Annotated in this window: 18 protein-coding genes and 1 tRNA gene; 14 read left to right on the top strand and 5 right to left on the bottom strand. The window is 49.3% G+C overall.

The window, feature by feature from the left end; all coding sequences use genetic code 11:
• Window positions 1–33 precede the first annotated feature (33 nt).
• A tRNA-Pro gene (locus AXE77_RS03015) sits at window positions 34–107 on the bottom strand.
• 550 nt (window positions 108–657) lie between these two features.
• Here AXE77_RS03015 and lysS point away from each other — a divergent pair.
• Window positions 658–2,310 (top strand): lysine--tRNA ligase, encoded by a 1,653-nt coding sequence (lysS, locus tag AXE77_RS03010; protein WP_430886647.1) that lies wholly within the window; start codon window positions 658–660, stop codon window positions 2,308–2,310.
• A gap of 271 nt (window positions 2,311–2,581) precedes the next feature.
• Entirely contained in the window at window positions 2,582–3,322 is a 741-nt protein-coding gene (locus AXE77_RS03005; protein ID WP_116712089.1) for a phosphoglyceromutase, read from the top strand.
• A 188-nt stretch (window positions 3,323–3,510) separates the two neighbouring features.
• On the opposite strand, the gene phoU is transcribed toward AXE77_RS03005, so the two are convergent.
• The gene (gene phoU, locus AXE77_RS03000; protein WP_116712088.1) at window positions 3,511–4,191 is read right to left on the bottom strand and encodes a phosphate signaling complex protein PhoU; all 681 of its coding nucleotides are present in this window, start codon (window positions 4,189–4,191) and stop codon (window positions 3,511–3,513) included.
• 340 nt (window positions 4,192–4,531) lie between these two features.
• On the opposite strand from phoU, the gene AXE77_RS02995 reads away from it, so the two are divergent.
• Complete coding sequence (locus AXE77_RS02995; RefSeq protein WP_116712087.1) at window positions 4,532–5,917, top strand: sensor histidine kinase; 1,386 nt, start codon at window positions 4,532–4,534, stop codon at window positions 5,915–5,917.
• A gap of 1 nt (window position 5,918) precedes the next feature.
• Here the strand turns inward: AXE77_RS02995 and AXE77_RS02990 are convergent, their stop codons facing one another.
• Entirely contained in the window at window positions 5,919–6,173 is a 255-nt protein-coding gene (locus AXE77_RS02990) for a DUF2530 domain-containing protein (RefSeq protein WP_165846045.1), read from the bottom strand.
• Window positions 6,174–6,363: 190 nt separating this feature from the next.
• On the opposite strand from AXE77_RS02990, the gene AXE77_RS02985 reads away from it, so the two are divergent.
• The 3 genes from AXE77_RS02985 (at window position 6,364) to AXE77_RS02975 (ending at window position 9,549) form a co-directional block, all read left to right on the top strand.
• A complete protein-coding gene (locus AXE77_RS02985; protein WP_116712085.1) occupies window positions 6,364–7,437 on the top strand; it encodes a CHAP domain-containing protein in 1,074 nt (357 codons plus the stop codon).
• A gap of 174 nt (window positions 7,438–7,611) precedes the next feature.
• Window positions 7,612–8,331, top strand: a complete 720-nt coding sequence (locus tag AXE77_RS02980; protein WP_205727521.1) for a C40 family peptidase — start codon at window positions 7,612–7,614, stop codon at window positions 8,329–8,331.
• A gap of 192 nt (window positions 8,332–8,523) precedes the next feature.
• Window positions 8,524–9,549: a universal stress protein gene (locus AXE77_RS02975; RefSeq protein ID WP_116712092.1), complete on the top strand. Its 1,026-nt coding sequence runs from the start codon at window positions 8,524–8,526 to the stop codon at window positions 9,547–9,549.
• Between the two features lie 95 nt (window positions 9,550–9,644).
• Here AXE77_RS02975 and AXE77_RS02970 read toward each other — a convergent pair whose 3' ends face one another.
• Window positions 9,645–10,841: a glycosyltransferase gene (locus AXE77_RS02970; RefSeq protein WP_116712083.1), complete on the bottom strand. Its 1,197-nt coding sequence runs from the start codon at window positions 10,839–10,841 to the stop codon at window positions 9,645–9,647.
• A gap of 255 nt (window positions 10,842–11,096) precedes the next feature.
• Window positions 11,097–11,516: an OsmC family protein gene (locus tag AXE77_RS02965; protein ID WP_116712082.1), complete on the bottom strand. Its 420-nt coding sequence runs from the start codon at window positions 11,514–11,516 to the stop codon at window positions 11,097–11,099.
• A gap of 250 nt (window positions 11,517–11,766) precedes the next feature.
• Here AXE77_RS02965 and AXE77_RS02960 point away from each other — a divergent pair, with 250 nt between their 5' ends.
• The 8 genes from AXE77_RS02960 to AXE77_RS02925 form a co-directional block, all read left to right on the top strand.
• Window positions 11,767–12,639, top strand: coding sequence for a thymidylate synthase (locus AXE77_RS02960; RefSeq protein WP_116712081.1), 873 nt, complete (start codon window positions 11,767–11,769; stop codon window positions 12,637–12,639).
• Window positions 12,640–12,722: 83 nt separating this feature from the next.
• A complete protein-coding gene (locus AXE77_RS02955; RefSeq protein WP_116712080.1) occupies window positions 12,723–13,376 on the top strand; it encodes a dihydrofolate reductase in 654 nt (217 codons plus the stop codon).
• Window positions 13,377–13,463: 87 nt separating this feature from the next.
• A complete protein-coding gene (locus tag AXE77_RS02950) occupies window positions 13,464–14,015 on the top strand; it encodes a low molecular weight protein-tyrosine-phosphatase (RefSeq protein WP_116712079.1) in 552 nt (183 codons plus the stop codon).
• A gap of 440 nt (window positions 14,016–14,455) precedes the next feature.
• Window positions 14,456–15,823 (top strand): dipeptidase, encoded by a 1,368-nt coding sequence (locus tag AXE77_RS02945; RefSeq protein WP_116712078.1) that lies wholly within the window; start codon window positions 14,456–14,458, stop codon window positions 15,821–15,823.
• A gap of 286 nt (window positions 15,824–16,109) precedes the next feature.
• Window positions 16,110–16,748 carry a DUF3043 domain-containing protein gene (locus AXE77_RS02940; protein ID WP_116712077.1) on the top strand — a complete coding sequence of 213 codons (639 nt, stop codon included), beginning with the start codon at window positions 16,110–16,112 and terminating at the stop codon, window positions 16,746–16,748.
• Between the two features lie 115 nt (window positions 16,749–16,863).
• Window positions 16,864–17,673 carry a DUF4191 family protein gene (locus AXE77_RS02935; protein ID WP_116712076.1) on the top strand — a complete coding sequence of 270 codons (810 nt, stop codon included), beginning with the start codon at window positions 16,864–16,866 and terminating at the stop codon, window positions 17,671–17,673.
• Window positions 17,674–18,049: 376 nt separating this feature from the next.
• Window positions 18,050–18,658 carry an ECF transporter S component gene (locus tag AXE77_RS02930; protein ID WP_116712091.1) on the top strand — a complete coding sequence of 203 codons (609 nt, stop codon included), beginning with the start codon at window positions 18,050–18,052 and terminating at the stop codon, window positions 18,656–18,658.
• 56 nt (window positions 18,659–18,714) lie between these two features.
• On the top strand, window positions 18,715–21,259 hold a 2,545-nt coding region (locus tag AXE77_RS02925), incomplete at its 3' end, for an ATP-binding cassette domain-containing protein (protein ID WP_116712075.1).

The raw sequence follows: 21,259 nt of genomic DNA, 5'->3' as shown, positions 1-21,259 counted from the left end.
GGGGGGGGGGATTGTGATGCGAGAAATCAAAAGTCGGGCTGGCGGGATTTGAACCCGCGGCCTCTTCGTCCCGAACGAAGCGCGCTACCAAACTGCGCTACAGCCCGATGTTGAATCTGCTGAAAAGGCGTGGATTTAGCCAAGTTAATTAGCTAAGCCAATTAGCCAAGCCAATTGTGTAAGCCAATTACAGCACTCCAACAACGTCGCAATATTAGCGTGAGCTTGCTACAAATTTTCAACGTGTGTCGTTATAAAATAAAATTTCTTAAATCTTTTGTAATGTTTCTAAAAATTTTCTTATTTAACTGTAACTTTTTCACTTTGCTTTTTCTGACTTACTTCTGACTTACTTTTTACCTACTTCCGGCTTACTATACGCAATCAAAAATCCGCAACATTTGCCAAAAAATACCACTTTTCGTAAATAATTTCGTATATTTTCCATAAAATAGTAAAACTTTTCCTTATCAAGCTATTTTCGTATAGAAAACAGAAAAATGTAAATATCTCTGCAAAAACATAGATTTTTACCGTATTAACTTGCAAAACCGCGAGCAAAATTGTGAGAAAAACCGTTTTCAGCGCGCTCATTTAGCGCATATCTGTATTACCTACTGGCTACAATAAGCGTTTATGACTGACACCAATACTGCAATGTCTGCCGCGCAAAATGCCGCAGAAAATGAAGCAACAGATACCGTCAATGAAATTGACACCGTCGAGCATGCCGAAATGCTGCTCGCTCAAGACGAGGCAATTGCCAAGCGTGTAAACGAAGGCGCAACCCTCGACGAAGCTATCGATCCAAGCAATAAAGAATTTGGCCCGCAGGCTCATCCGGAGCAGGTCCAGATGCGCGTTGCTAAGCGCGCGATGATGCTTAAGGAAGGCGTACAGCCTTACCCGGTGCATCTCAACGTTACGGATACTATCGAAAAGGTGCGTGCTGATTTCGACGGTAAGCTTGAAGCTGGCGAGGAAACTGATACCGAGGTTGGTATTGCAGGACGTGTGCTTTTCTTGCGTAATGCAGGCGGCTTGTGCTTCGTTCAGCTTTCGGCTGGCGACGGAACTACGATTCAGGCCATGGTTTCCAAGAAGGAAATTGGTGAAGATTCCATTAAGAATTTCAAGCAAATGGTTGATTTGGGTGACCATTTGTATGTGCGCGGTCGCGTGATTTCGTCTAAGACTGGCGAGCTTTCCGTGTTTGCAACTGAGTGGGCGATTGCAGCTAAGGCCTTGCAGCCACTTCCAGCTTTGCACAAGGAATTAAGCGACGATACTCGTACGCGCAAGCCTTATATTGGTATGATTGCGGACGAGAAGATTCGCGATATGGTTCGTAGGCGTTCGCGCGCTGTAGCTTCGCTTCGTCGCACTTTCGAAACTCACGACTTCCTTGAGGTTGAGACCCCAATGTTGCAGACGGTTCACGGCGGCGCTGCTGCTCGTCCGTTCACCACTCACATGAACGCTTTCGACATTGATCTTTACTTGCGCATTGCTCCAGAACTGTTCTTGAAGCGCTGCTTGGTTGGCGGCATTGACCGCGTGTTTGAAATCAACCGTGATTTCCGCAACGAAGGCGTAGATGCAACTCACGCTCCAGAGTTTACAATGCTCGAGGCTTACCAGGCTTACGGCACTTACGATACGATTGGTGATCTTACTAAGGAGCTGATTCAGAAGGCTGCTATCGACGCTTTTGGTTCCACTAAGGTGACTTTGCTTAACGGTGAAGAATACGATTTTGGTGGCGAATGGAAGCAGATTACCATGTACGGCTCGCTTTCCGAAGCTTTGGGTGAGGAGATTACGCCGGAAACTTCCGTTGAGCATTTGGGTGCGATTGCGGACAAGCTTGGCGTTGAGCGCGACGACGTGGAGAATCACGGCAAGTTGGTGGAGCACTTGTGGGAGCACTTCTACGAGGATAAGCTTTACGAGCCAACATTTGTGCGCGACTTCCCAGTGGAGACCAGCCCGCTTGTTAAGGGTCATCGCACGAAGCCTGGAATGGTGGAGAAGTGGGATTTGTACGTGCGTGGCTTTGAGCTTGCGACCGGCTATTCCGAGCTTAACGACCCGGTTGTGCAGCGTGAGCGTTTTGTGGCTCAGGCTAAGGACGCTTTGGCTGGCGACGTTGAGGCAATGGATATTGATGAGGACTTCATTGAGGCTCTCGGCGTTGGTATGCCTCCTGCCGGCGGCATGGGCATGGGTATTGATCGCTTGCTGATTGCTCTTACGGGTGCAACTATTCGCGAGACGATTACCTTCCCACTCGTAAAGCCACTTCGCTAGTTGGTAATTTTTAGTAGATAAAGCCGTTGAATGTTGTTTAACATTCAACGGCTTTTTTGTATGCGATGAGGTTGTGGCTGGTTTGGCGCTCCAAATGCGGGGTACTTTTCCCGCGTTTGGAGGGTTTGTGGTGGTGTATCGCTCCAAATGCGGGGTACTTTTCCCGCGTTTGGAGGGTTTGGGGCTGTGTGGCGCTCCAAATGTGCGCAACTTGTCTCACATTTGGAGGGTTTGGGTCTGTCGTCGTAAGGCGTTAATAGACTGGGTAGTTATGACATACAAATTAGTATTGCTCCGACATGGTCAGAGCGCATGGAATAAGACCAATCAGTTCACTGGTTGGGTTGATGTACCGCTGACTGAGCAGGGTGTTGAGGAAGCTAAGCATGGTGGCGAGCTTCTTAAAGAGAAGAACGTTCTTCCAGACATCGTGTTCACTTCTTTGCTTCGTCGCGCTATCAACACTGCGAATTACGCGCTTGATGCAGCCGACCGCCTTTGGATTCCAGTTCGCCGCAGCTGGCGTTTGAACGAGCGTCACTATGGTGCTTTGCAAGGTAAGAACAAGTCTGAGATTCGTCAGGAATATGGCGATGAGAAGTTCATGATTTGGCGTCGTTCTTACGCAACTCCGCCTCCTGAGATTGATCCAAACGATGAGTATTCTCAGACTAACGATCCTCGTTACGCAGGCGATCCAGTTCCAGAAACTGAAGCCTTGGCAAACGTTGTGACCCGCGTAACCCCTTACTGGGAGTCGGAGATTATTCCAGAGCTTAAGTCTGGCAAGACTGTAATGATTGCAGCTCACGGCAACAGCTTGCGCGCAATCGTGAAGATGCTCGACGGCTTGAGCGAGGAAGAGATTTCCAAGGTCAATATTCCTACTGCTATTCCACTGCTTTACGAATTGGATGAGAACTTCAAGCCAATCAAGCCTCGCGGTGAGTATTTGGATCCAGAAGCTGCTGCTGCCGGTGCTGCCGCTGTTGCTGCTCAGGGCCAGAAGTGAAATCTTAACTAGCTTACGTTAGTTTAAGAACTTACGTTAGTAAAAATAAAAGTAGGTCTGCAATTAATCTTGCGGACCTACTTTTTTATAGTTATTTATTTGAGTAACGTCTTTCGTTATTTTCGTTATTTTTGTTACTTTCGTTACTTTTAATACTTGCGCTACTTTTGCTACTTAATCCTCGCGAATCAAGCCACAACCGTGTCTTTATCTGGTTCCGGCTTCTTTGACGGGTCAAATCCCGAAACAATGAACAGCACTTGTCTTGCGGCAGCCACGGAATGATCGCCAATGCGTTCAATAAAACGGCTCAGCAGCACAACGTCGATAAGCTGTTTGCGCGTGCCGTGCCACGCTTCGCCTTCAACCAGTTCAAAAATTTTCTCATGTAATGTATCAAGCGTATCGTCGCTGGCAATAATAGTTTCTGCCATGCTGACATCGCGGCGAGAAAGCATGTCGGTTAAGCGTCCAGAAAGTTCGCGCAGGAAGTCAATCATAGCTACAATCGTTTCGCGTGCTTCGTCTGGTATGGCTGAATCTGGCCATGTGCGTCTTGCAATTTGCGCAACGTGGCTTGTTAAATCTCCCATGCGCTCAAAAGTGGCAGCAAGTCGCATGGTTGCCACAACTTCGCGCAGGTCCGTTGCCACTGGGTTTTGGCGTGCTAAAAGGGTGAGGCATTGGTCGATTACGCTTGATTCTAAAGCGTCCAAATCCGCGTCGTTGTCAATAACAGTTTGTGCACCGTCCAAATCCGCGTTAATTAACGCGTTGCCAGCGTCGTTCATGGCTTTTGCCACAAGTTCAGCCATGCGCTCAATGTTGGTTGCCACGGACTTCATCTCTTCGTTGAAAATTACTCGCATGGTGCATCCTTTCTTTGGTGGTCGCAGACAGCCTTAGCAGACAGCCCTATTTGCAGACGTCATTATCGGCAGACATCCTTATTTATTATAGAGGACGTTCGTAACACCGCGGCATCCCTCTTGCGGTTGCGTTTGCGGTTGCGTTTGGTGATCCCGCTTCTGTTGTGTTTACTGTTGTGTTTTCTGTTGCGTTTGCGATTGTGTTTGTGATTGTGTTTGTGATTGTGTTTGTGATTGCGTTTGCGATTGTGTTTGTGATTGTGTTTGTGATTGTGTAAAGAAAAAGTCTGAATTTCGCTGAAAAGTTACGAAAACTTGCGAAATATGAGATTATAAGAATATGCCTCAAGATTCTTCAGCAGTGGTGTTTATTGCTTTTGGCGTGTTGGCGCTGTGCGTTGTGTTGGCACTTGTTGTGTTGATGTCGGATTGGTTGTTGCCGTGCTTGCGTCGTGTGTTGCGCGGCGTTAGCGGCGTTTGTAGTGCGTTGATGCGGATTTTTGGGGGATTGATTAAGGTTCTTAGATTGCGATCGTTTTTAAAAAGTGCAGATTCTGGTGATGCGTACGATTCTGATAATGCGTACGATTCTGATGTAGATGGTGTTTCTGCCGACGATGTGAGTTCAGATGCTGCGCAGGTTTTGGCTATGTTGCAAACGCCTACGATTGTGATTGACGCCGACAACGATGTGGTTCGCGCAAGTTCCGAGGCGTATTTGCTTGGCGTAGTTAGTGACGATTCGTTGGCGCAACCGCGCGTTTTGCAGGCGGTAAATAGTGTGCGCGCTTCGGGTGGTTTTGAACGTTTTACTATGGTTACTGATACCCCAGAGCGGTACGTAACTATTGGTGAGGAAAGTAGCGATTACTCTTCTTCCGCAACTTCCGCAACTTCTTCCGCGACTTCTTCCAACGCAAGTTCCACATATCAAACTACTGTTTCTCGCCCCAATTGGCTTACTGTCACCGTTGGCAGCGTTGGACGCGGCATGGTAGTTGTGGTGATTGAAGATACGAGTGCGTCTCGTCGCTTTGCGCAAACGCGTGACGACTTTATTGCCAACGTTTCTGAGCAGCTTATGAGTTCAACGCGCACAATCGCTAATCTTACGAAAGTTCTTCAAAGTGAAAATGTTACTGCGCAAAAAGTTAAGGATATTGCGCGAATTGCCGGGAAATCTTCCGAACGTCTTGAGCATATTATGGAAGATTTAATGTGGCTGTTGCGTGCGCAGTCGCCTATAGATGTAACGCAGGCTGATGTACTTTCGATTGATGATCAGCTTGTCAGGGTACAGCAGCAAGTTGCTTCATTTGCTGCTACGAGTAAGGTTCGCGTGGTTGTGAAAGCTAATTCGTCACTGCGGGTTCGTGGCGATGCTGAGCAGGTTTGTGCTGCAGTGAGAAAGTTGGTTGAGAATGCGATTGCGTATTCTCCAGCAAATTCTGTAGTCGCCGTGTCTGCAGAACTTTCGTCAGATGGCCAGTATGCGGTGATTCGTGTGGTTGATAGTGGCGTCGGTATTGACGTTCGCGAGCAGCCGCGCGTTTTTGAGCGTTTCTATCGTGCGCATAATCAAAATAATCGTAGTCAAGATGGCGTTGGTTTAGGTCTTGCTATCGCTAAGCACGTGGCACTTACGCATCGTGGCAATATTACTTTGTGGAGTAGGCCGGGGCAGGGCACTACGGTAAGTTTTGCGCTACCGCTTTTGAAGAATTAATTTACTTACCTAAGCGGCGATAGTCCCAACGGTCGAAATGTTCCCAAATTAGCATAAGTACGCCAATAATCATTCCGGACACGCACACGTCTACCGAAAACCACGTTGTTATACGCAATGTCGCAAGGAATAACGCAACTATGGTTGCTGCAATCCATATAGCGGTGCCTATAGTAAAAATCTTACGCAAATCCACGCGCAAAGGCTTCGGTGCCTTCTTGCGCACATCGGGGTTAACTATAGGTGCAAATTTCATACTCTTAACCATACAACTGAGTGAAGTCTAACTGTGTAAGAAGCGAAAAAACGCGCGCAAAATCCTTATAGATTGCCTGTAATTGCCCATAATTAGCCGTGTCATCCTAACCACGTTGTAGAGTTGTGCACTGTGAGTGGTGGTGTTTGGCTACCTCTGTCCGTGAAGTTACTGTTAGAAAGTGATTTTTATGAAGCATGCTGCACATGGTGCTCCTAAGGCGAAAAAGGGTAATGATACACTTTTTTCGCTATTTGTAGCACACCGTGGCTCGCATGGAGCTCATGGAGCTCATGCTGCTTCTCGGAATGTGCTTCGGGGCGTGCAGAATAGTCCTGTAGTTGCTGCAAGCAATGGTGCTGTGGTGGAGCTTTCTGATGAGGTGCGCGAACGTTTACAAGCATTAGTTCCTCAGAGTAGACGTGATTTTCGTTTGGCTCGTCTTGCTGGTGAGCGTCGCCGTTTGCTGATGCTTTCGACTTCTTTGGTTGCTTTGGTAGGCACTGTTACGGCAACGATGTCGTTTACAAAAATTAATTCTTCAGATACGCGTGCGGCCGAGTTTGTGCCGGAATTTTCTGCTATAGACGATGAACCTCCCATGGTTTCACGTTCTAGCCGGCGCGAATCTTTGGATGCTAACGCTCGTGCTAGGGCTATTATTAACAATGCTGTGGATTCGTTGGAGCATCCTTATGGTAAGCATGCTGCTCCGGTGATGACTCAGCTGCAGCTCGGCACTGCGTCGACTGCTTCTTCTAAGGCAGACTCTTGGAATCTTGGTTCGGACGCAAGCTTTAATATTGCGGAAATGTCTCGTTCTGCGGCTGATAATCCGCAGGTTGCTTTGTTGGTAGACAAGGACGCTGCTTCGTTGCCGAAGGGCTTTAATGCCAATCACGATTCTGGCGATACTGGCAATGCCTACGAGTTTAGCCAGTGCACTTGGTGGGTGTATGTGCGCCGTCACCAGCTCGGTTTGCCGGTTGGTTCGAATTTTGGTAACGGTAGTATGTGGGCTAATTCGGCTCGCGCTATTGGCTATTGGGTTGATCGTACTGCCCGTCACGTAGGAGATATTATTGTTTTCCAGCCGCATCAGGCTGGTGCGGATGCGCGTTATGGTCACGTGGCGATTGTTGAGAAGATTAATCCTGATGGTTCAGTTGAGACTTCCGAGTCTGGTGAGTCTTATCGCGGTCGTACATTCTCTCGTAAGTTTAGTGCTCAACAGCTTTCGCAATATCAGTTTATTCACTACTAAATTTTATTTACTACTAAATTTTATTTGTTAGTAAATTAATTTGTTGCTGCTACGGCTGCCGTTACTGCTGTTGCTATGTTGTTACTATTGCGGTTACTGTGGTTACTGTTGTTACTACTCTGTTACTACGCGTGATTACCCAGCATGTAAGCAGCGCATGATATGCTGCAAGAGATGTTGAAACGCGGAAAAATTTCTTCAGTTATTGCATCGGCTGTTATTGCTGTTTCGTTGCTTGCTGCTATGACCCCAATGGCCATGGCGGATTCTTCGCGCGTGTCTACGGAGCAAGCTGTTACTTCCACACGCTCGTTCCCTAAAGTTACGAATGTGCGTCGCGATATTCTCGTCGAATCCACCGCAACTGACGTAGATGCCAGTTCGCACTGGGGTAGCATTGAAAACTTGAACGTTCCGCAAACTCAGACTCCTTCAGAAGCCGCAGCAGATCGTGCGCGTAGGGATTTCGCTGATGCTGCAGCGAACCGTTCTTCAGTCCGCGGCGAGCTAAGTGGAGCGCCGCTTAGCGTTATAGTTCCTCCTGACGGAAATTCTGCTTCAGCATTGTTGAATTTTGCTAGCCAGTTCTTAGGAAAGGTGCCGTATCGTAGTGGCGGTACAACTCCTGCCGGATGGGATTGCTCTGGCTTTGTACAGTACGTTTTCGCTCATATTGGCGTTGCGTTGCCACGAACTTCCGGAGCGCAGGCTACGGTAGGTACGCTTATTCCAAGCTTGGACCAGGCTCAACCGGGTGACATTATTGCCAATGCAAACCACGCTTCTATTTACGTTGGTAACGGCATGATTATTAACTCTCAGTTTGGCGGCACTCGTTACGATGCAGTGCGTTACATGTTCCGAACTGGTTATTCGATTCGCCGCGTGTTGTAAAAATATAGCTCTCTTAAGAATGTTGCGCTTTAGTGCGTAAGCTTTTGTTATGACGTGTTATTTGCAAAATTGCCGCTAAATAGCCGACGGTCAAACGAAAATTAGGATACAATAGTACGTACGTATTGTGCATGAGTGACGCTGCTGCCACGAGTGCCCGTTTTGAGGAGGTTGGTGATGGTCCCTGAAACAATGGTTCCTGAGAAGGCTGTGTTGGTTGGAGTTGACGGCTCTCACGCGAGTTACAAAGCTGTGTGGTGGGCGGCAAATTACGCAAAGCATGCTGGCTTGCAGCTGCAAATAGTGTGCGCTTATTCTTTGCCAAGCTATGCCGCTGTTTCGTTTGATGCTACTTACACCGCTATTGGCGACGATAACGCGGCTCATCACGATGCCCAAGAAATACTTTCTAAAGCTAAAGCGGTTGCACTTGAGCAGGGCGTTGACGCAACTACTTTGATTGTTACAGGCGATCCTTCGTCGGTTTTCGTGGAGCTTTCGCGCAACTATCAACTTATCGTAATCGGCAATCGTGGTAAGGGTGGGCTTGCTGAACGTTTGCTCGGCACTACGAGTTCGTCGCTTCCTGCTTATGCTTACTGCCCGATTGTGGTGGTGCCTTATACTGACGACGACGGCCAGCGTATTCATTTAAACAATACGATTACGCGTGTGGCTGTGGGTTCTGACGAGTCGAAGTGGGGGCTTAAAGCGCTGGAAATTGCTGCGAATTTGGCAGACAGTTGGAATGCTGAGCTCGATGTTATTTCTGCAGTTCCGAGGGTGCAAGGTGCGGAAGGCGACACTGCTGTTATGGGATCGTATATGGAAGATCTTGAGGAGCGTGTGAAGCCGATTTTGAAGGATTTGCCGAATTTGAAGATTCATCGCACGGTTGTGCCTGGTTCCGCTGTAGATGCGTTGACTCAGGCGAGTTTGAACCATGATTTAGTGGTGGTTGGCTCGCGTGGGCGTGGTGGTTTTACCGGTTTGTTGCTGGGTTCGATTAGCCAGGGCTTGTTGCAGCATTCGTCGAGGCCTGTGTACGTGGTTCCGCGTAAGTACGTGGAATTTAGTGCAGCTCAGGTTGCGCAGGCGCAGAAGCAGGTTTCTGAGGCTTCTATTGAGGATATTTCCGGCGTGCATGAGGTTGATGTGCCAAAGGCTGGTGCGGATGCGGCTAAGGAGATTGAACAGACAATTGATCCGCTGCACTAGAATTTCAGCCGGTCAATGTGCAGTTTGGTTTCTGCGTTAACGTGACGACCTGCTTTCGTGCTGTGATTTAGCTCGGAAGCAGGTCGTCACGTATGTTAAGCTTTCTTCTTAGCGATCTTCTCGTTATTCATTTCGATCGCGCGCTTGTAAATCTTAAGAAGCTCAAGCGCTTGGTTCTTAAAATCGTTATTCTTTGAATAATCAAGCACATTCGCCTTAAGCTGAGCCTGCTCAGCCTCGCTCATATTCAAAACCTTACTGAAAACGGCTTTAAAATCTTCCTTAGTATCCCACTGATAACCGTTCTTGCCGGCAATAATCTGATTCTCATTCGGCGCGTCGTGTTTCACAAGCGCAAACAAGCCGGAAGCCATCGCCTCAAGCATCGACAGCGAATGCATTTCGGAAAGTGAGGCAGTAGTGTAGTAATCCATTGCGTGCAAATACTTTGGAATATCCGTGTGCACAACAGGCCCCAGCAAGCAAATTCTATCGTCAAAACCGTTGTCTGCCACGCGCTTTCGCAAGTCTTCCAAATCCGGACCGCCGCCAATTACAAACAGGCGCGCCTTTTCCTTTGGAAAATCGCAGTACATAAAGTTATCAATCAGCTCCGCAATATTTTTTTCGGCTCCAATTCTGCCAACGAATACAAACAGCTTAGTCGAATCCGAAACACCATATTTTTCGCGGAAAGCTTTACGGAAGGCGAGTCGCTCAGGAGTTGGCAGGAACTTTTTATATTCCACAGCGTTGCTGAGCACAACCACCTTTTTATCAACTTTCTGACGGTCAATATAAGCCTGCGCTTTAGCAGACATGCTCGTAATAATTGTGGCATTTTTTGAGAATCGCATAAAATATTTCGCCGAAAGGTTGCGCGAAAACTCAGTAAAATGCTTCAAACCAATGTAAAACAGGAACTTATCGTATTCGGTGTGCAGCGTATAAATAACCGGAATATGCTCTTTTTTCGCCACTTCCAAGCCGATTTCGCCAATGCCGAACTCGTTTTGAATATGAATAACGTCCGGCTTAAATTTAAGCGGAAGCTGCTTGCGCATGTGTCCGATTGGAAGTGCCACGCGATATTTGTAAAGCTTTTTTAGTAAGATGCCTGGCACATAAACGACGCCGTCTTCAAGCTTGGTTTTGCGCTGCTTTTCGGAGCCAACCGTGACCACAAGCACTTCGTGCCCAAGTTCCTCGTACATTTTTTTAAGCATATAAGACTGTGTTGCGACGCCATTAATGTAAGGTGGATACGTTTCAGTAAAAATAGCGATTTTCAAAGTTTCCTCCGGTTACGTGCATAGCGTCGATGCTAGCGGATTGCGATAATTGCGCGGGCATCATCCAACGTATTCGTGCAAGTCGCTGCGTTCGCGCGCCTATATGACGTGCGTGAATCGCCTGTGTGACGTGGACGTGTGCGTCTCGCAGAGACCTGTACGAATTACGACAGTGTACTCAATTGTGCCACATGTGGTGAATTTTGAGTAAATTTTACGGTATTTTTTGTCGGTTTTGGTGACGCTGAGTTGATTTTAGTGGCGAATTGTAACGTTGACGCGAACTGCGGCACCTTTTTCAAGTGTGTGTTTTACCGTGCAACCCCTAGCAATATGACGTTCCATGCGATCTTTGAGTGCGTTTGCGTCTTCTTCGCTGAGTGCTGGCTTAACTGAGGTGGCATCAACGGTAACGTCTTCTTGGAAACGCAAGTAGGTACCTTCTTCCGCGTCGTAAGTGCCATCAACTACCACGCGCGCGCCTTCGCCTTCACCAATTGCGTGTTCGACAGCGTACTGGCTGCTCAATGCGGTGCAACCGGCCAATGCAATCTGCATAAGCTCAACCGGGTTGAACATGCCTTCGCCGTGGCCAAATTTCAAGCTCGCACCGTCGTCGCTGTGTGCTTCCCAAGTGCCATCTTCTCCGCGCTCAACCCACAATCTTCTGGACATTTTTGCTCCTTTGCTGTTGTTCTACTTTAACTATCTTACGCGATTCTTTGCGCTGTAGTGCGTAGGTTTCGACTTTTCCTTTACAATGCTGTAAAGTATTAATCGCTTTTCGGCGATATTTCGTTATTTCCTTTACAACGCTGTAAAGTATTAATCGCTTTTCGGCAAGATTTCGACTTTTCATTTACACGTGCGTAAAGAAATTGTCGCGACAGCCCGTTTCTTACTGAGCAATTGTTACCATTAAAGCATGGCTTTAACAGAAGAAGAACTCGCGGCTATTCGCGCACGTGTACCACAAAAACCGCTTTCCAGCATTTCTACTCCTTACGAGGATTTAGTGCGAAAAATCCTTACGGAAGGCACTCTAAAATCTGATCGCACCGGCACTGGCACAATCTCACTTTTTGGTCAGCAAATCCGCTTCGATATTAGTAAATACTTCCCGCTGATCACCACAAAAACCGTGTTTTTCAAAGGACTTGCGTACGAGTTACTTTGGTTCCTTAAGGGTTCGAGTAACGTGCGCTGGTTGCAAGAAAATGGCGTTCATATTTGGGACGAGTGGGCGGATGAAAACGGTGATTTAGGACCGGTTTACGGCGTGCAGTGGAGGAGTTGGCCGGCGCCTACTGCGGAAAATCCAAATCGCACAATCGACCAAATTGCGAACGTTTTGGACCTTATGAAGCATCATCCGGATTCCCGCCGCATGATTGTTAGCGCTTGGAATCCTGCGGAAGTTGAGTATATGGCGTTGCCGCCTTGCCATTCGCTGTTCCAGTTCTACGTTGCCGACGGCAAGCTTTCGTGCCAGCTTTACCAGCGTTCTTGCGATATGTTCCTCGGCGTGCCGTTTAACATTGCGTCTTACTCGCTTTTGACGATGATGATGGCTCAGCAGGCGGGTCTTGAGCCGGGCGAGTTCGTGTGGACGGGCGGCGATTGCCATATTTACGACAATCACGTTGAGCAGGTGCTTGAGCAGCTTTCGCGCGAGCCATACCCGTATCCGCAGCTTGAAATTCGTAAGGCGGATTCGATTTTTGACTACGATTACAGCGATTTTAAGGTGGTTGATTATAAGCATCATCCGACGATTAAAGCGCCGGTTGCGGTGTGATAATTGCGAAATATTTTGCTTGTTTTCGCTTGATTTGCTTGGTTTTGCTTGATTTTGCATGATTTAGTTTTTAGGTGGAGAAAATGGAAAGTAGCGTAAGTGCGGTGAATAATTTTCCTGTGCGACTGATTTGGGGAGAGGCTTTCGGTTTGGACGGCAAGCCCGGTGCGATGGGCGTGAACGGCGGCATGCCGTGGCGACTTTCCCCGGATTTGCGCTATTTTAAGGCGATGACTATTGGCTGCCCTGTGATTATGGGTCGCGGTACGTGGGATTCGATGCCGCCGAAATTCCGTCCGCTTCCAGGCCGCGAAAATATTGTGGTTACGCATAATCCGGATTTTGTGGCAGATGGAGCGCGTACTTTTACTAGCATTGATTCGGCTTTGGGTTACGCGCGCGAATGGCTGGAAAATAGGGAAGCGCTGGAAAGTCAGGAAAGCGTATCTCAAGACTCGCCTCAAGACTCGCCTTTAGACGGTCCCGCAATCTGGGTTATTGGTGGCGCTGCGATTTTGCGAGAAATGCTCGCGAATTATCACGCTGACGCAGCTTACGTAACGCAAATCGACGCAAAAGTTGCGGCAGACACCTTTGCTCCCGACCTTCAATCGCTTGTTGTGGCTGGAAAATGGTGTGTTGCGCGCGAAGGCGAGTGGCAGGAAGCGCCGCTGAAAGTTGGTAGCGAAAGCAATCCTGCAAAATACCGCTCCATGGTATATAAGCCTGCAAAATAAGCTATTAAATCGCGAAATAACTATCGAATTACAAAGTAAACGAGAAATCGCAGAGTAAGCGAGGAATCGCAAAATAAACGAGGAAAAATGACTGAAGAATCAAGCAAAATCAAGGTCGACGCGCGTCACCCGTACACTGTTATGACGGTTTGCACGGGCAATATTTGCCGCTCGCCAATGGCGGAAATTGTGTTGCGCAACGAGTTCCAGTTGAGGGGATTGGGTGACGTCGTTGCCGTGCGTTCCAGCGGCGTTAGCGACGAGGAGTACGGGAATCCAATTGATCGCCGTGCGCAGAAAGAGCTTACGAAACGCGGGTATAGGCTGCCGGTTTCGCATTTTGCGCACCGAATTGAGGCGGATGAGATTGCGGCGACGAACCTGTTTTTGCCGATGACAGCTTCGCATATGCGCTCGCTGTTGCGCTTGCTTCCCGCGGAAAAGCGCGAGCTGGTGCACATGTATCGTGCGTTTGATCCGGCGCTTCCTAAGCCGCAGCCGGGTCGCGAGATGCTGCTCGATTTGGCAGATCCGTGGTACGGTGGCCCGCGCGAGTTTGAGGTTGCTATGGATCAGGTTGAGCAGTGCGCGCCTTACATAGTTGATTGGGTTGCTGCTCGCATTGAGAGGGCTGACTAAACTAAGCGTTCCAAATGTGCGCTGACGACCTGCTTGAGCGCAGCATTGCGCGCGCGTTAACCGTGCGAGCGTTCTGGCGTTATTCTGGAACATTTTCGGGAGTTTTTTCCGGCGTTTGTTGTTGTTTTGGTGGTTTTTTGGAACATTTGCGGGAGATTTTTCTCCGGGTTTTGTAGATACATCAGCCATTTTGTGGAACATTTTCCGGAAAATCTCCGGCGTTTGTTGTTGTTTTGGTGGTTTTTTGGAACATTTCCCGGAGTTTTTCTCCGGGTTTTGTTGTTGTTTGGCCATTTTGTGGAACATTTGCGGGAGTTTTTTCTCCGGCGTTTGCGAACAAGCTTGCGGATATAGTTGCGGATATAGTTTATAGGTATAAGTTTATAGGTGTAATTTACGGGTGCAAATTACCGTTCTGTTACTTTTACTTGGGAGGATTTATGGCAGGTTTGGCTGTTGAAGACGTGCGCGAGCGTGTGCAGGACGCTTGGAATGACGTAGTTTCCGTGCTGAATAAGAAGATTTCGCTTGCGGCGGTGTCGGCTAAGGGAATTGCCGGCGAGCATATGCAAAAGTCCGCACAATACGTGGCTGGGGTATTGCGTGAGGTTGGTATTGATGCGCGCGTTGAGCAGTCCACGAATCCGGACGGTACTCCGGGGGCTTTCGAAGTGGTCGGCTCTCGCATCGTAAACCCAAGCGCGCCAACGGTTTTGCTGTACGCGCATCACGATGTGCAGCCAGTGCCAGACCCATCCGAATGGGAAACCAACCCGTTTGAAGGTACCGAGCGCGACGGTCGCTTTTACGGACGCGGATCTGCCGACGACGGTGGCGGAATTGCGATTCATTACGGCGCTTTGCGCGCGCTCAGCGACGATTTGCGCGTGAATATTAAGGTATTCATCGAAGGTGAAGAAGAAATGGGCTCGCCAAGCTTCATTCCTTTCATCGAGTCTCATAAAGACGAGTTTGAATCCGACGTAATTATCGTGGCTGATTCCGGCAATTGGTCTGCCGAAATCCCAAGTCTCACAACGAGTTTGCGCGGAAATACCGACGTGGACGTAAAAGTTAAAGTGCTCGGTCACCAGGTACATTCCGGCCAGTTCGGCGGCCCAATTTTGGACGCTTACACTCTCGCTTCCATGCTTGTTGCCTCGCTTTATAACAAAGATGGCGACTTGGCAGTTCCTGGAATTGAAGCAGAGGAGCCGGTCGGCGGTTTGCAGCGTGACTTGGACGAGGCGCAGGTGCGTGCTGACGCTTCCGTGGTTGATTCGTACAAGCTTGCCGGCACTGGTTCGCTCGCCGCGCGCATGTGGACGAAGCCGAGCCTTACGGTAATCGGCATGGACGCGCACCCAGTTGAGGGCAGTTTTAATGTGATCGCGCACGAAACTAAGTTGCGTCTTTCGCTTCGTACCGCGCCTTCGCAGCGTCCGGAAGAAGCACAAAAAGCGTTGTGTGACTTTTTGGTATCTCACGCGCCATTTGGTGCGGAAGTTACTGCAGAGCCGATTGATAACGGCATGGGTTGGGCAATGGATCCGGATGCTGTGGCAACGAAGGATGCGCTCGCTTCCATGCGTGATGCTTTCGGCGTGGAGCCGGTGAATAAGGGCGAGGGTGGCTCGATTCCGTTTATTCCGGAGCTTCAGCGCATCTTCCCGAAGGCGCAGGTACTGGTGACGGGTCCGGAAGATCCTAAGTCCAATGCGCACAGCCCTAACGAGTCGATTTCGTTGCCTGGATTGCGCGGAAATATTGTGACGGAAGCGCTTCTTTTGGATCGATTGGGCGAGTAGCTCCACACAACTTTCCACCAACTTTCCGTGCAACTTTGGTGCATAAGCGACATTTTCTTTACACTCACGTAAAGGGAATGTCGCTTTTTGGTGTGATTTCGACATTTTCTGTACACGGCTGTAACGAAACTGTCGTTTTTGGGGGAGATTTCGTTATTTTCTTTACATGACTGTAAAGGGAATGTCGCTTTTTGGCGTGATTTCGACATTTTCTGTACACGGCTGTAACGAAACTGTCGCTAGCGTTGCGCCCGTATGCGTCTAGTCTGTCGCGTAATCTGCAAACATGACTTGGAATCCATTTGCAAAGAAATCCGTCGCCAACGAAGCTAGCGTCGGCGCGTCGTCGTCGAAATCAGCAGCGGAATCAGCGCCGGAATCAGCACCTAAATCTCGCGAAAAGAACGCCCCTACGCCAAAGCGAGCTACGGCTCAGGCGCAGAATCTCCGTCCTCTGGTGCCAGCTGATCGTAAGGCCAGCGCAAAGCAGGCGCGTGCTCGAATTAGGGAGCGCGAAAACGTGCAGTATGAGGCTATGCGCACGGGTGATTTGGCACACATGCCGAAGGTTGAGCAGCTCCCATGGCGCGTGTACATCCGCGATTACGTGGATGCGCGCTTTAATATCGGCGAGTTTTTCGTGCCGGTTGCGGTGGTAATAATGGCGTGCCTGTTTGCACTTTCGCAATTTACAGTAGTGTATATTGTGCTTGCTGTGCTGTTATATGTTTATTTGTTTGCTGCAGTTATCGACATGTATATTATGTGGCGTAAGTTGCGTAAGGAACTTGCGAAACGTTTTGGTGAGGCTGCTGTCTCTCGTAAGTCGCGTTCGGGAATGTATGCTTGGAGTCGTGCGATGCAGTTGCGTCGTTGGCGTTTGCCGAAGCCGAGCACGCCAAAGCGAGGAAATTGGCCAAAGTAAGCCGAAGTTAAGCAAAAGTAAGAAATATAGTAATCGCAAACTTATCAATATTTGCACAACCTACTATTATTATTTGAGATAACTCAAAATAACGCGAATATCAGGGGATAAACGCATGGCACAAGATAAAGCACAAGACAAGGCCCACAATCCGAAGCAATCCATGAAAAAGCAGGGTATGGTTTCACAGATTATCCGCATCTATAAGTACACTCACGCGGATGATAAGCAGTTGCCGCTGTGGTTAGCGGCTGCGTTTGTGGCGCCAATAGTGGTGGCAGTGGTGATTGGACTGCTGTTGCGCTGGTCGATTGTGTCGTGGATTATGATAATTGTTACCGCGGCAATGCTTGGTTTGTTGCTGTTTACGGTGGTGCTTACGAAGCGCGCTGATAAGGTTGGTTACGCCAAGTTGGAAGGTCGACCGGGTGCGGCTGCCGGTATCGTGTCGGCGATTAACAAGGGTGGTTTTAAATTCCCGCAGCAGCCGGTGTGGGTGGATCCGCGCACGAAGGATGCGATTTGGCGTGGCACTGGTTTTAACGGTATTTTCCTGATTGGCGAAGGTAATTATGAGCGTGTGATGCACGCAATGGATCGTCAGGAGCACGCAATTAAGAGCGTAACCGCCGGTTCTAATATACCGGTTTATCGTATTTCTGTTGGTAATGGTGCGAACCAGGTGAAGCTTAAGGAATTGCGCGGTAAGGTGCTTCGCGCTAAGACGTTGCAGCCGTCGAATCACAAGTTTGCGTTGTTTAATAAGATTCACCCGAACCGCCGTTTCTTCCTTACGAAGACGGAGCTTGCAATTTTGAACGAGCGTTTGCGTACGTTGCAAAGTAAGAGCGGATTTGGTATTCCAAAGGGGATTGACCCTACTCATCCGCAGCGTATTAGCCGACGTGCGATGCGCGGTAAGTAAATTATTTTTGTTTGCGACGGATTGGCGACAGTTACTTTACGTAAGTGTGAAGTGACTGTCGCTTTTTGGTGAGATTTCGACATTTTCTGTACACGGCTGTAACGAAACTGTCGCGCGTAAACAATCAGTCTCGTTGCAGCGTGCGTCGACGCGGTGCCGTACAATCGTCAATCGACACGGGTGCTTTGCGTTGGTGCGTTACTGCGCACCGCCAAAAGCTGAGAGAAAACCGCTTGAACGTGAATCCGGTTAATGCCGGCGCACGGAGGTCAGTTTTTCCCGTGCCTGAGAGGTGTTGCAAGGTTTCTTTGTAACGCAAAGTATTGCATTGCGAGTAAGTGACGCATTGCAACACACAATGAGAAAGGCACATTTTATGTCAGAAGAAAATTATCAGGTAAATATGCAGTGGCGTGTTGCCGACATTGCAGTTGCGTCGGTTATCGGCGTTGTTTCTGCTTTTATTTATTGGGTTGTTGCAGTATTTTACGCTGTTCCTTGGGCTGCGCTCGACAACATTGTTCCAGGTTTTGGCGGTCTTATTAATGGTCTTTGGCTGTTTGCCGCTCCTTTAGCTGCTGTTATCGTGCGTAAGCCGGGTGCTGCTATTTATGCAGAAGTCGTTGCCGGTGTGCTTGAGGCTTTGATGGGCAATCAGTGGGGTGGCGCTGAAACCTTCGCTATTGCAGCTGTTCAGGGTCTGTTTGCTGAGATTGCTTTCGTTATTTTCGCTTACAAGAAGTGGAATTTGAACACCATGATTCTTTCCGGCGCATTAACTGGCATTGGCTGCTGGGGCTACACCTTCCTCGGCAAGTTGCAGGGTATTAATTTGATGGGACCTTACGGTGTTCCATACCTCGTCAGCACTGTGGTTTCCGGTATTGTGATTGCTGGTGTTTTGATGTGGTTCCTTTACGTTGGAATCGCTAAGACCGGCGCGCTTGACCAGTTTGCTTCAGGCCGCGAAGTGCGCGAAAAATAGAGAATAGCGTATTTGCAAATAATTAAATAATCTATCATTGCCATAAAGGATTTACTATGCCTGATGCTGCTCAACCAGCAGTTGATAAAGCGTTTACTGCCGACGCAACCTATTCGCAACAAGCTGAAACTTTCCTTCCAATAGATTCGCGCGATAATAACGCTGGTAACGCAAGTAACGCTGGTAACGCTGAGCTTTGTTTTGAAAATTGGGGTTATCGTCATGCTTCCCGTCACAATTTCGCTGTGCGCGGGTTGAACCTCACGATTCAGGCCGGGCAACGCGTGCTGTTGTTGGGCGCGTCAGGCATTGGTAAATCTACGATTCTAAGCGGCGCCGCTGGCTTAATTGGCAATGATGTTGCGCGGAAGGGTAATGCCACTCTCGTCGAGGATGCCGATGGTGGTGTGAGTGAGGGGCGCGTGCTGGTTGACGGCGTATCGGTGCGTAAGGCGCGCGGTCGCGTGGGGATGGTTTTGCAGGATCCGGATGCGCAAGCGATTTTCCAGCGTTTGGGAGATAACGTTGCGTTTGGTCCGGAAAATATGAATGTGCCGCGCGATGAGATTTGGGATCGTGTGCGCGAAAGTCTTGAAAAAGTTGGGTTGGATGGTCTGCAATTGCATCGTGCCACTGCGCATTTAAGCGGTGGGCAGTTGCAGCGTTTGGCGCTTGCTGGAGCGTTGGCGATGCAGCCGAGTGTGTTGCTTTTGGATGAGCCGACTGCGAATTTGGATCCGGATGGTACGCGGCAGATTGTGGGGGCAGTGCGCGCGGTTTTGGATTCGACGCGTGCCACGATGGTGCTTGTGGAACATCATGCGGAGCCGTGGATTGACATGATTGACCGCGTGGTTGTGCTTGGGCTTGATGGTGAGAGTGTCGCGAACAACGAAACTTCTCGCGATGAAACTGTTCACGACGACGATATTGCGCGTGCAGCTTCTTCTCGCACGGTGATTGTGGCCGATGGCACTCCGGACGAGGTGTTTACGCGCGCCGACTTGGACTTTGAGGATCTTGGTATTTGGCTTCCGGAACGCTACAAGAAAAACGTAAAATCTTCTGCAAATGAATCTTCCGTAAGTAATTCTTCCGTAAGTAATTCTTCCGTAAGTAATTCTTCCGTAAGTAATTCTTCCGTAAGTAATTCTTCCGTAAGTAATTCTTCTGCAAATGCAGAATCTTCTGAAAAATATTACGAAAACTGCGATCCGGCAGAAGGCTACGGAGAAGTGCTGCTTTCTACGAAGGATCTTGCTATTAGTCACAATGACACGCCGATTGCGCAGCATATTAATTTAGAGTTCAAAGCAGGGCAGATTACAGCTTTGGTCGGCGCGAATGGTGCTGGAAAATCAACGCTTTCGCTCACTTTGGCTGGTCTTTTGCCGGCGGTCGGCGGCGAAGTTGTGGCGGGTGAGGAGCTTGCTAAAGGTGCGAACGGCACGGATCCAATGAAGTGGAAGTCGCCTGATTTGGCGAAACGTATTTCGTACGTTTTCCAGAATCCGGAGCATCAGTTTGCGTGTGGTTCGGTGTTGGATGAGGTGATGTTGGGGCCGCTTCGCACTGGAGTTCCGGCAAGCGAGGCGCGCGTGAAGGCGGAGGAGTTGCTGAAGCGATTCCGTTTGGATCGTTATGCGAAGGCGAATCCGTACACGCTTTCCGGCGGTGAAAAGCGTCGTCTTACTGTGGCAGCGTCGCTTGCTGCGGCTCCGCGCGTGCTGATTTTGGACGAGCCTACTTTTGGGCAGGATCACAAAACGTGGCTGCAGATTATTCGTCTTATCGCAAGTTTGCGTAGCGAGGGCGTGAGCATTATTGTGGTGACGCACGACCGTGAGCTGGTTGAAGCGTTGGGTGCGCGTTTGGTTGAGTTGGTGCCGGAAAGTGGGGAGGGTAAATCCGCCGCGACTTCCGCCGCCGACGCATCTCCAGCCGACGCATCTTCCGCCGACGCATCTTCCGCCGTAGCCGACGCCGCATCTCCAGACGACGCCGCATCTCCAGACGACGCCGAATCTTCCGAAGCTATTTCCGCAACCACCGACGCGACTAACATTTCGCGTATCAAAGTGAGCGCAGTAAACAATCGCAACGAAAAGCCGAAACTTTCCAGCCGTTCGCCACTGCTGGCATCACTTAACCCGGTATACCGTATTTTTGGAGCGTTTATCGTATCCATGCCGTTGATGTTTACTCTCGACTGCTTGTCCGCGTCGGTGGCGCTTGTGCTGGAGTTTGCGATTTTTGCCTGCATTAAGTTGACGCCGTTGCGTGTGATTCGCCTGTCGTGGCCCGTGTGGGTGGGTGCTCCTACTTCCGCTCTCACCGTGTTGCTTTATGGCAAAAGTGGCGGAAATACTTGGTTCCAGTGGTGGCTGATGCACGCTACGGATCGCTCTGCGCTGCTGGCTGTGGCCACGTCGTTGAGGATTTTGGCGATTGGTATTCCTGCGATTGTGACGGTTATTGGTTTGGACGCCACGGATTTGGCGGATGCTTTCAGTCAGGTGCTGCATTTGCCGGATCGTTTCGTGTACGGCGGCTTGGCTGGGATTCGATTGTTTGGCGTGCTGCAGGATGATTGGGCTGCGC

Source organism: Gardnerella massiliensis, assembly GCF_003408845.1.
Taxonomy (GTDB): domain Bacteria; phylum Actinomycetota; class Actinomycetes; order Actinomycetales; family Bifidobacteriaceae; genus Bifidobacterium; species Bifidobacterium vaginale_H.
This window is presented reverse-complemented; position numbering and strand designations above follow the sequence as displayed.

Excerpts from the sequence above, each read along its gene's own strand:
- AXE77_RS02955 (WP_116712080.1), top strand. The coding sequence starts at position 12,723 with ATGGAAAGTAGCGTAAGTGCGGTGAATAATTTTCCTGTGCGACTGATT.
- AXE77_RS02980 (WP_205727521.1), top strand. The coding sequence starts at position 7,612 with ATGTTGAAACGCGGAAAAATTTCTTCAGTTATTGCATCGGCTGTTATT.
- phoU (WP_116712088.1), bottom strand. The coding sequence starts at position 4,191 with ATGCGAGTAATTTTCAACGAAGAGATGAAGTCCGTGGCAACCAACATT.
- lysS (WP_430886647.1), top strand. The coding sequence starts at position 658 with ATGTCTGCCGCGCAAAATGCCGCAGAAAATGAAGCAACAGATACCGTC.
- AXE77_RS02965 (WP_116712082.1), bottom strand. The coding sequence starts at position 11,516 with ATGTCCAGAAGATTGTGGGTTGAGCGCGGAGAAGATGGCACTTGGGAA.
- AXE77_RS02960 (WP_116712081.1), top strand. The coding sequence starts at position 11,767 with ATGGCTTTAACAGAAGAAGAACTCGCGGCTATTCGCGCACGTGTACCA.
- AXE77_RS02945 (WP_116712078.1), top strand. The coding sequence starts at position 14,456 with ATGGCAGGTTTGGCTGTTGAAGACGTGCGCGAGCGTGTGCAGGACGCT.
- AXE77_RS02940 (WP_116712077.1), top strand. The coding sequence starts at position 16,110 with ATGACTTGGAATCCATTTGCAAAGAAATCCGTCGCCAACGAAGCTAGC.
- AXE77_RS02990 (WP_165846045.1), bottom strand. The coding sequence starts at position 6,173 with ATGAAATTTGCACCTATAGTTAACCCCGATGTGCGCAAGAAGGCACCG.
- AXE77_RS02985 (WP_116712085.1), top strand. The coding sequence starts at position 6,364 with ATGAAGCATGCTGCACATGGTGCTCCTAAGGCGAAAAAGGGTAATGAT.
- AXE77_RS02935 (WP_116712076.1), top strand. The coding sequence starts at position 16,864 with ATGGCACAAGATAAAGCACAAGACAAGGCCCACAATCCGAAGCAATCC.
- AXE77_RS02950 (WP_116712079.1), top strand. The coding sequence starts at position 13,464 with ATGACTGAAGAATCAAGCAAAATCAAGGTCGACGCGCGTCACCCGTAC.
- AXE77_RS02930 (WP_116712091.1), top strand. The coding sequence starts at position 18,050 with ATGTCAGAAGAAAATTATCAGGTAAATATGCAGTGGCGTGTTGCCGAC.
- AXE77_RS03005 (WP_116712089.1), top strand. The coding sequence starts at position 2,582 with ATGACATACAAATTAGTATTGCTCCGACATGGTCAGAGCGCATGGAAT.
- AXE77_RS02975 (WP_116712092.1), top strand. The coding sequence starts at position 8,524 with ATGGTTCCTGAGAAGGCTGTGTTGGTTGGAGTTGACGGCTCTCACGCG.
- AXE77_RS02995 (WP_116712087.1), top strand. The coding sequence starts at position 4,532 with ATGCCTCAAGATTCTTCAGCAGTGGTGTTTATTGCTTTTGGCGTGTTG.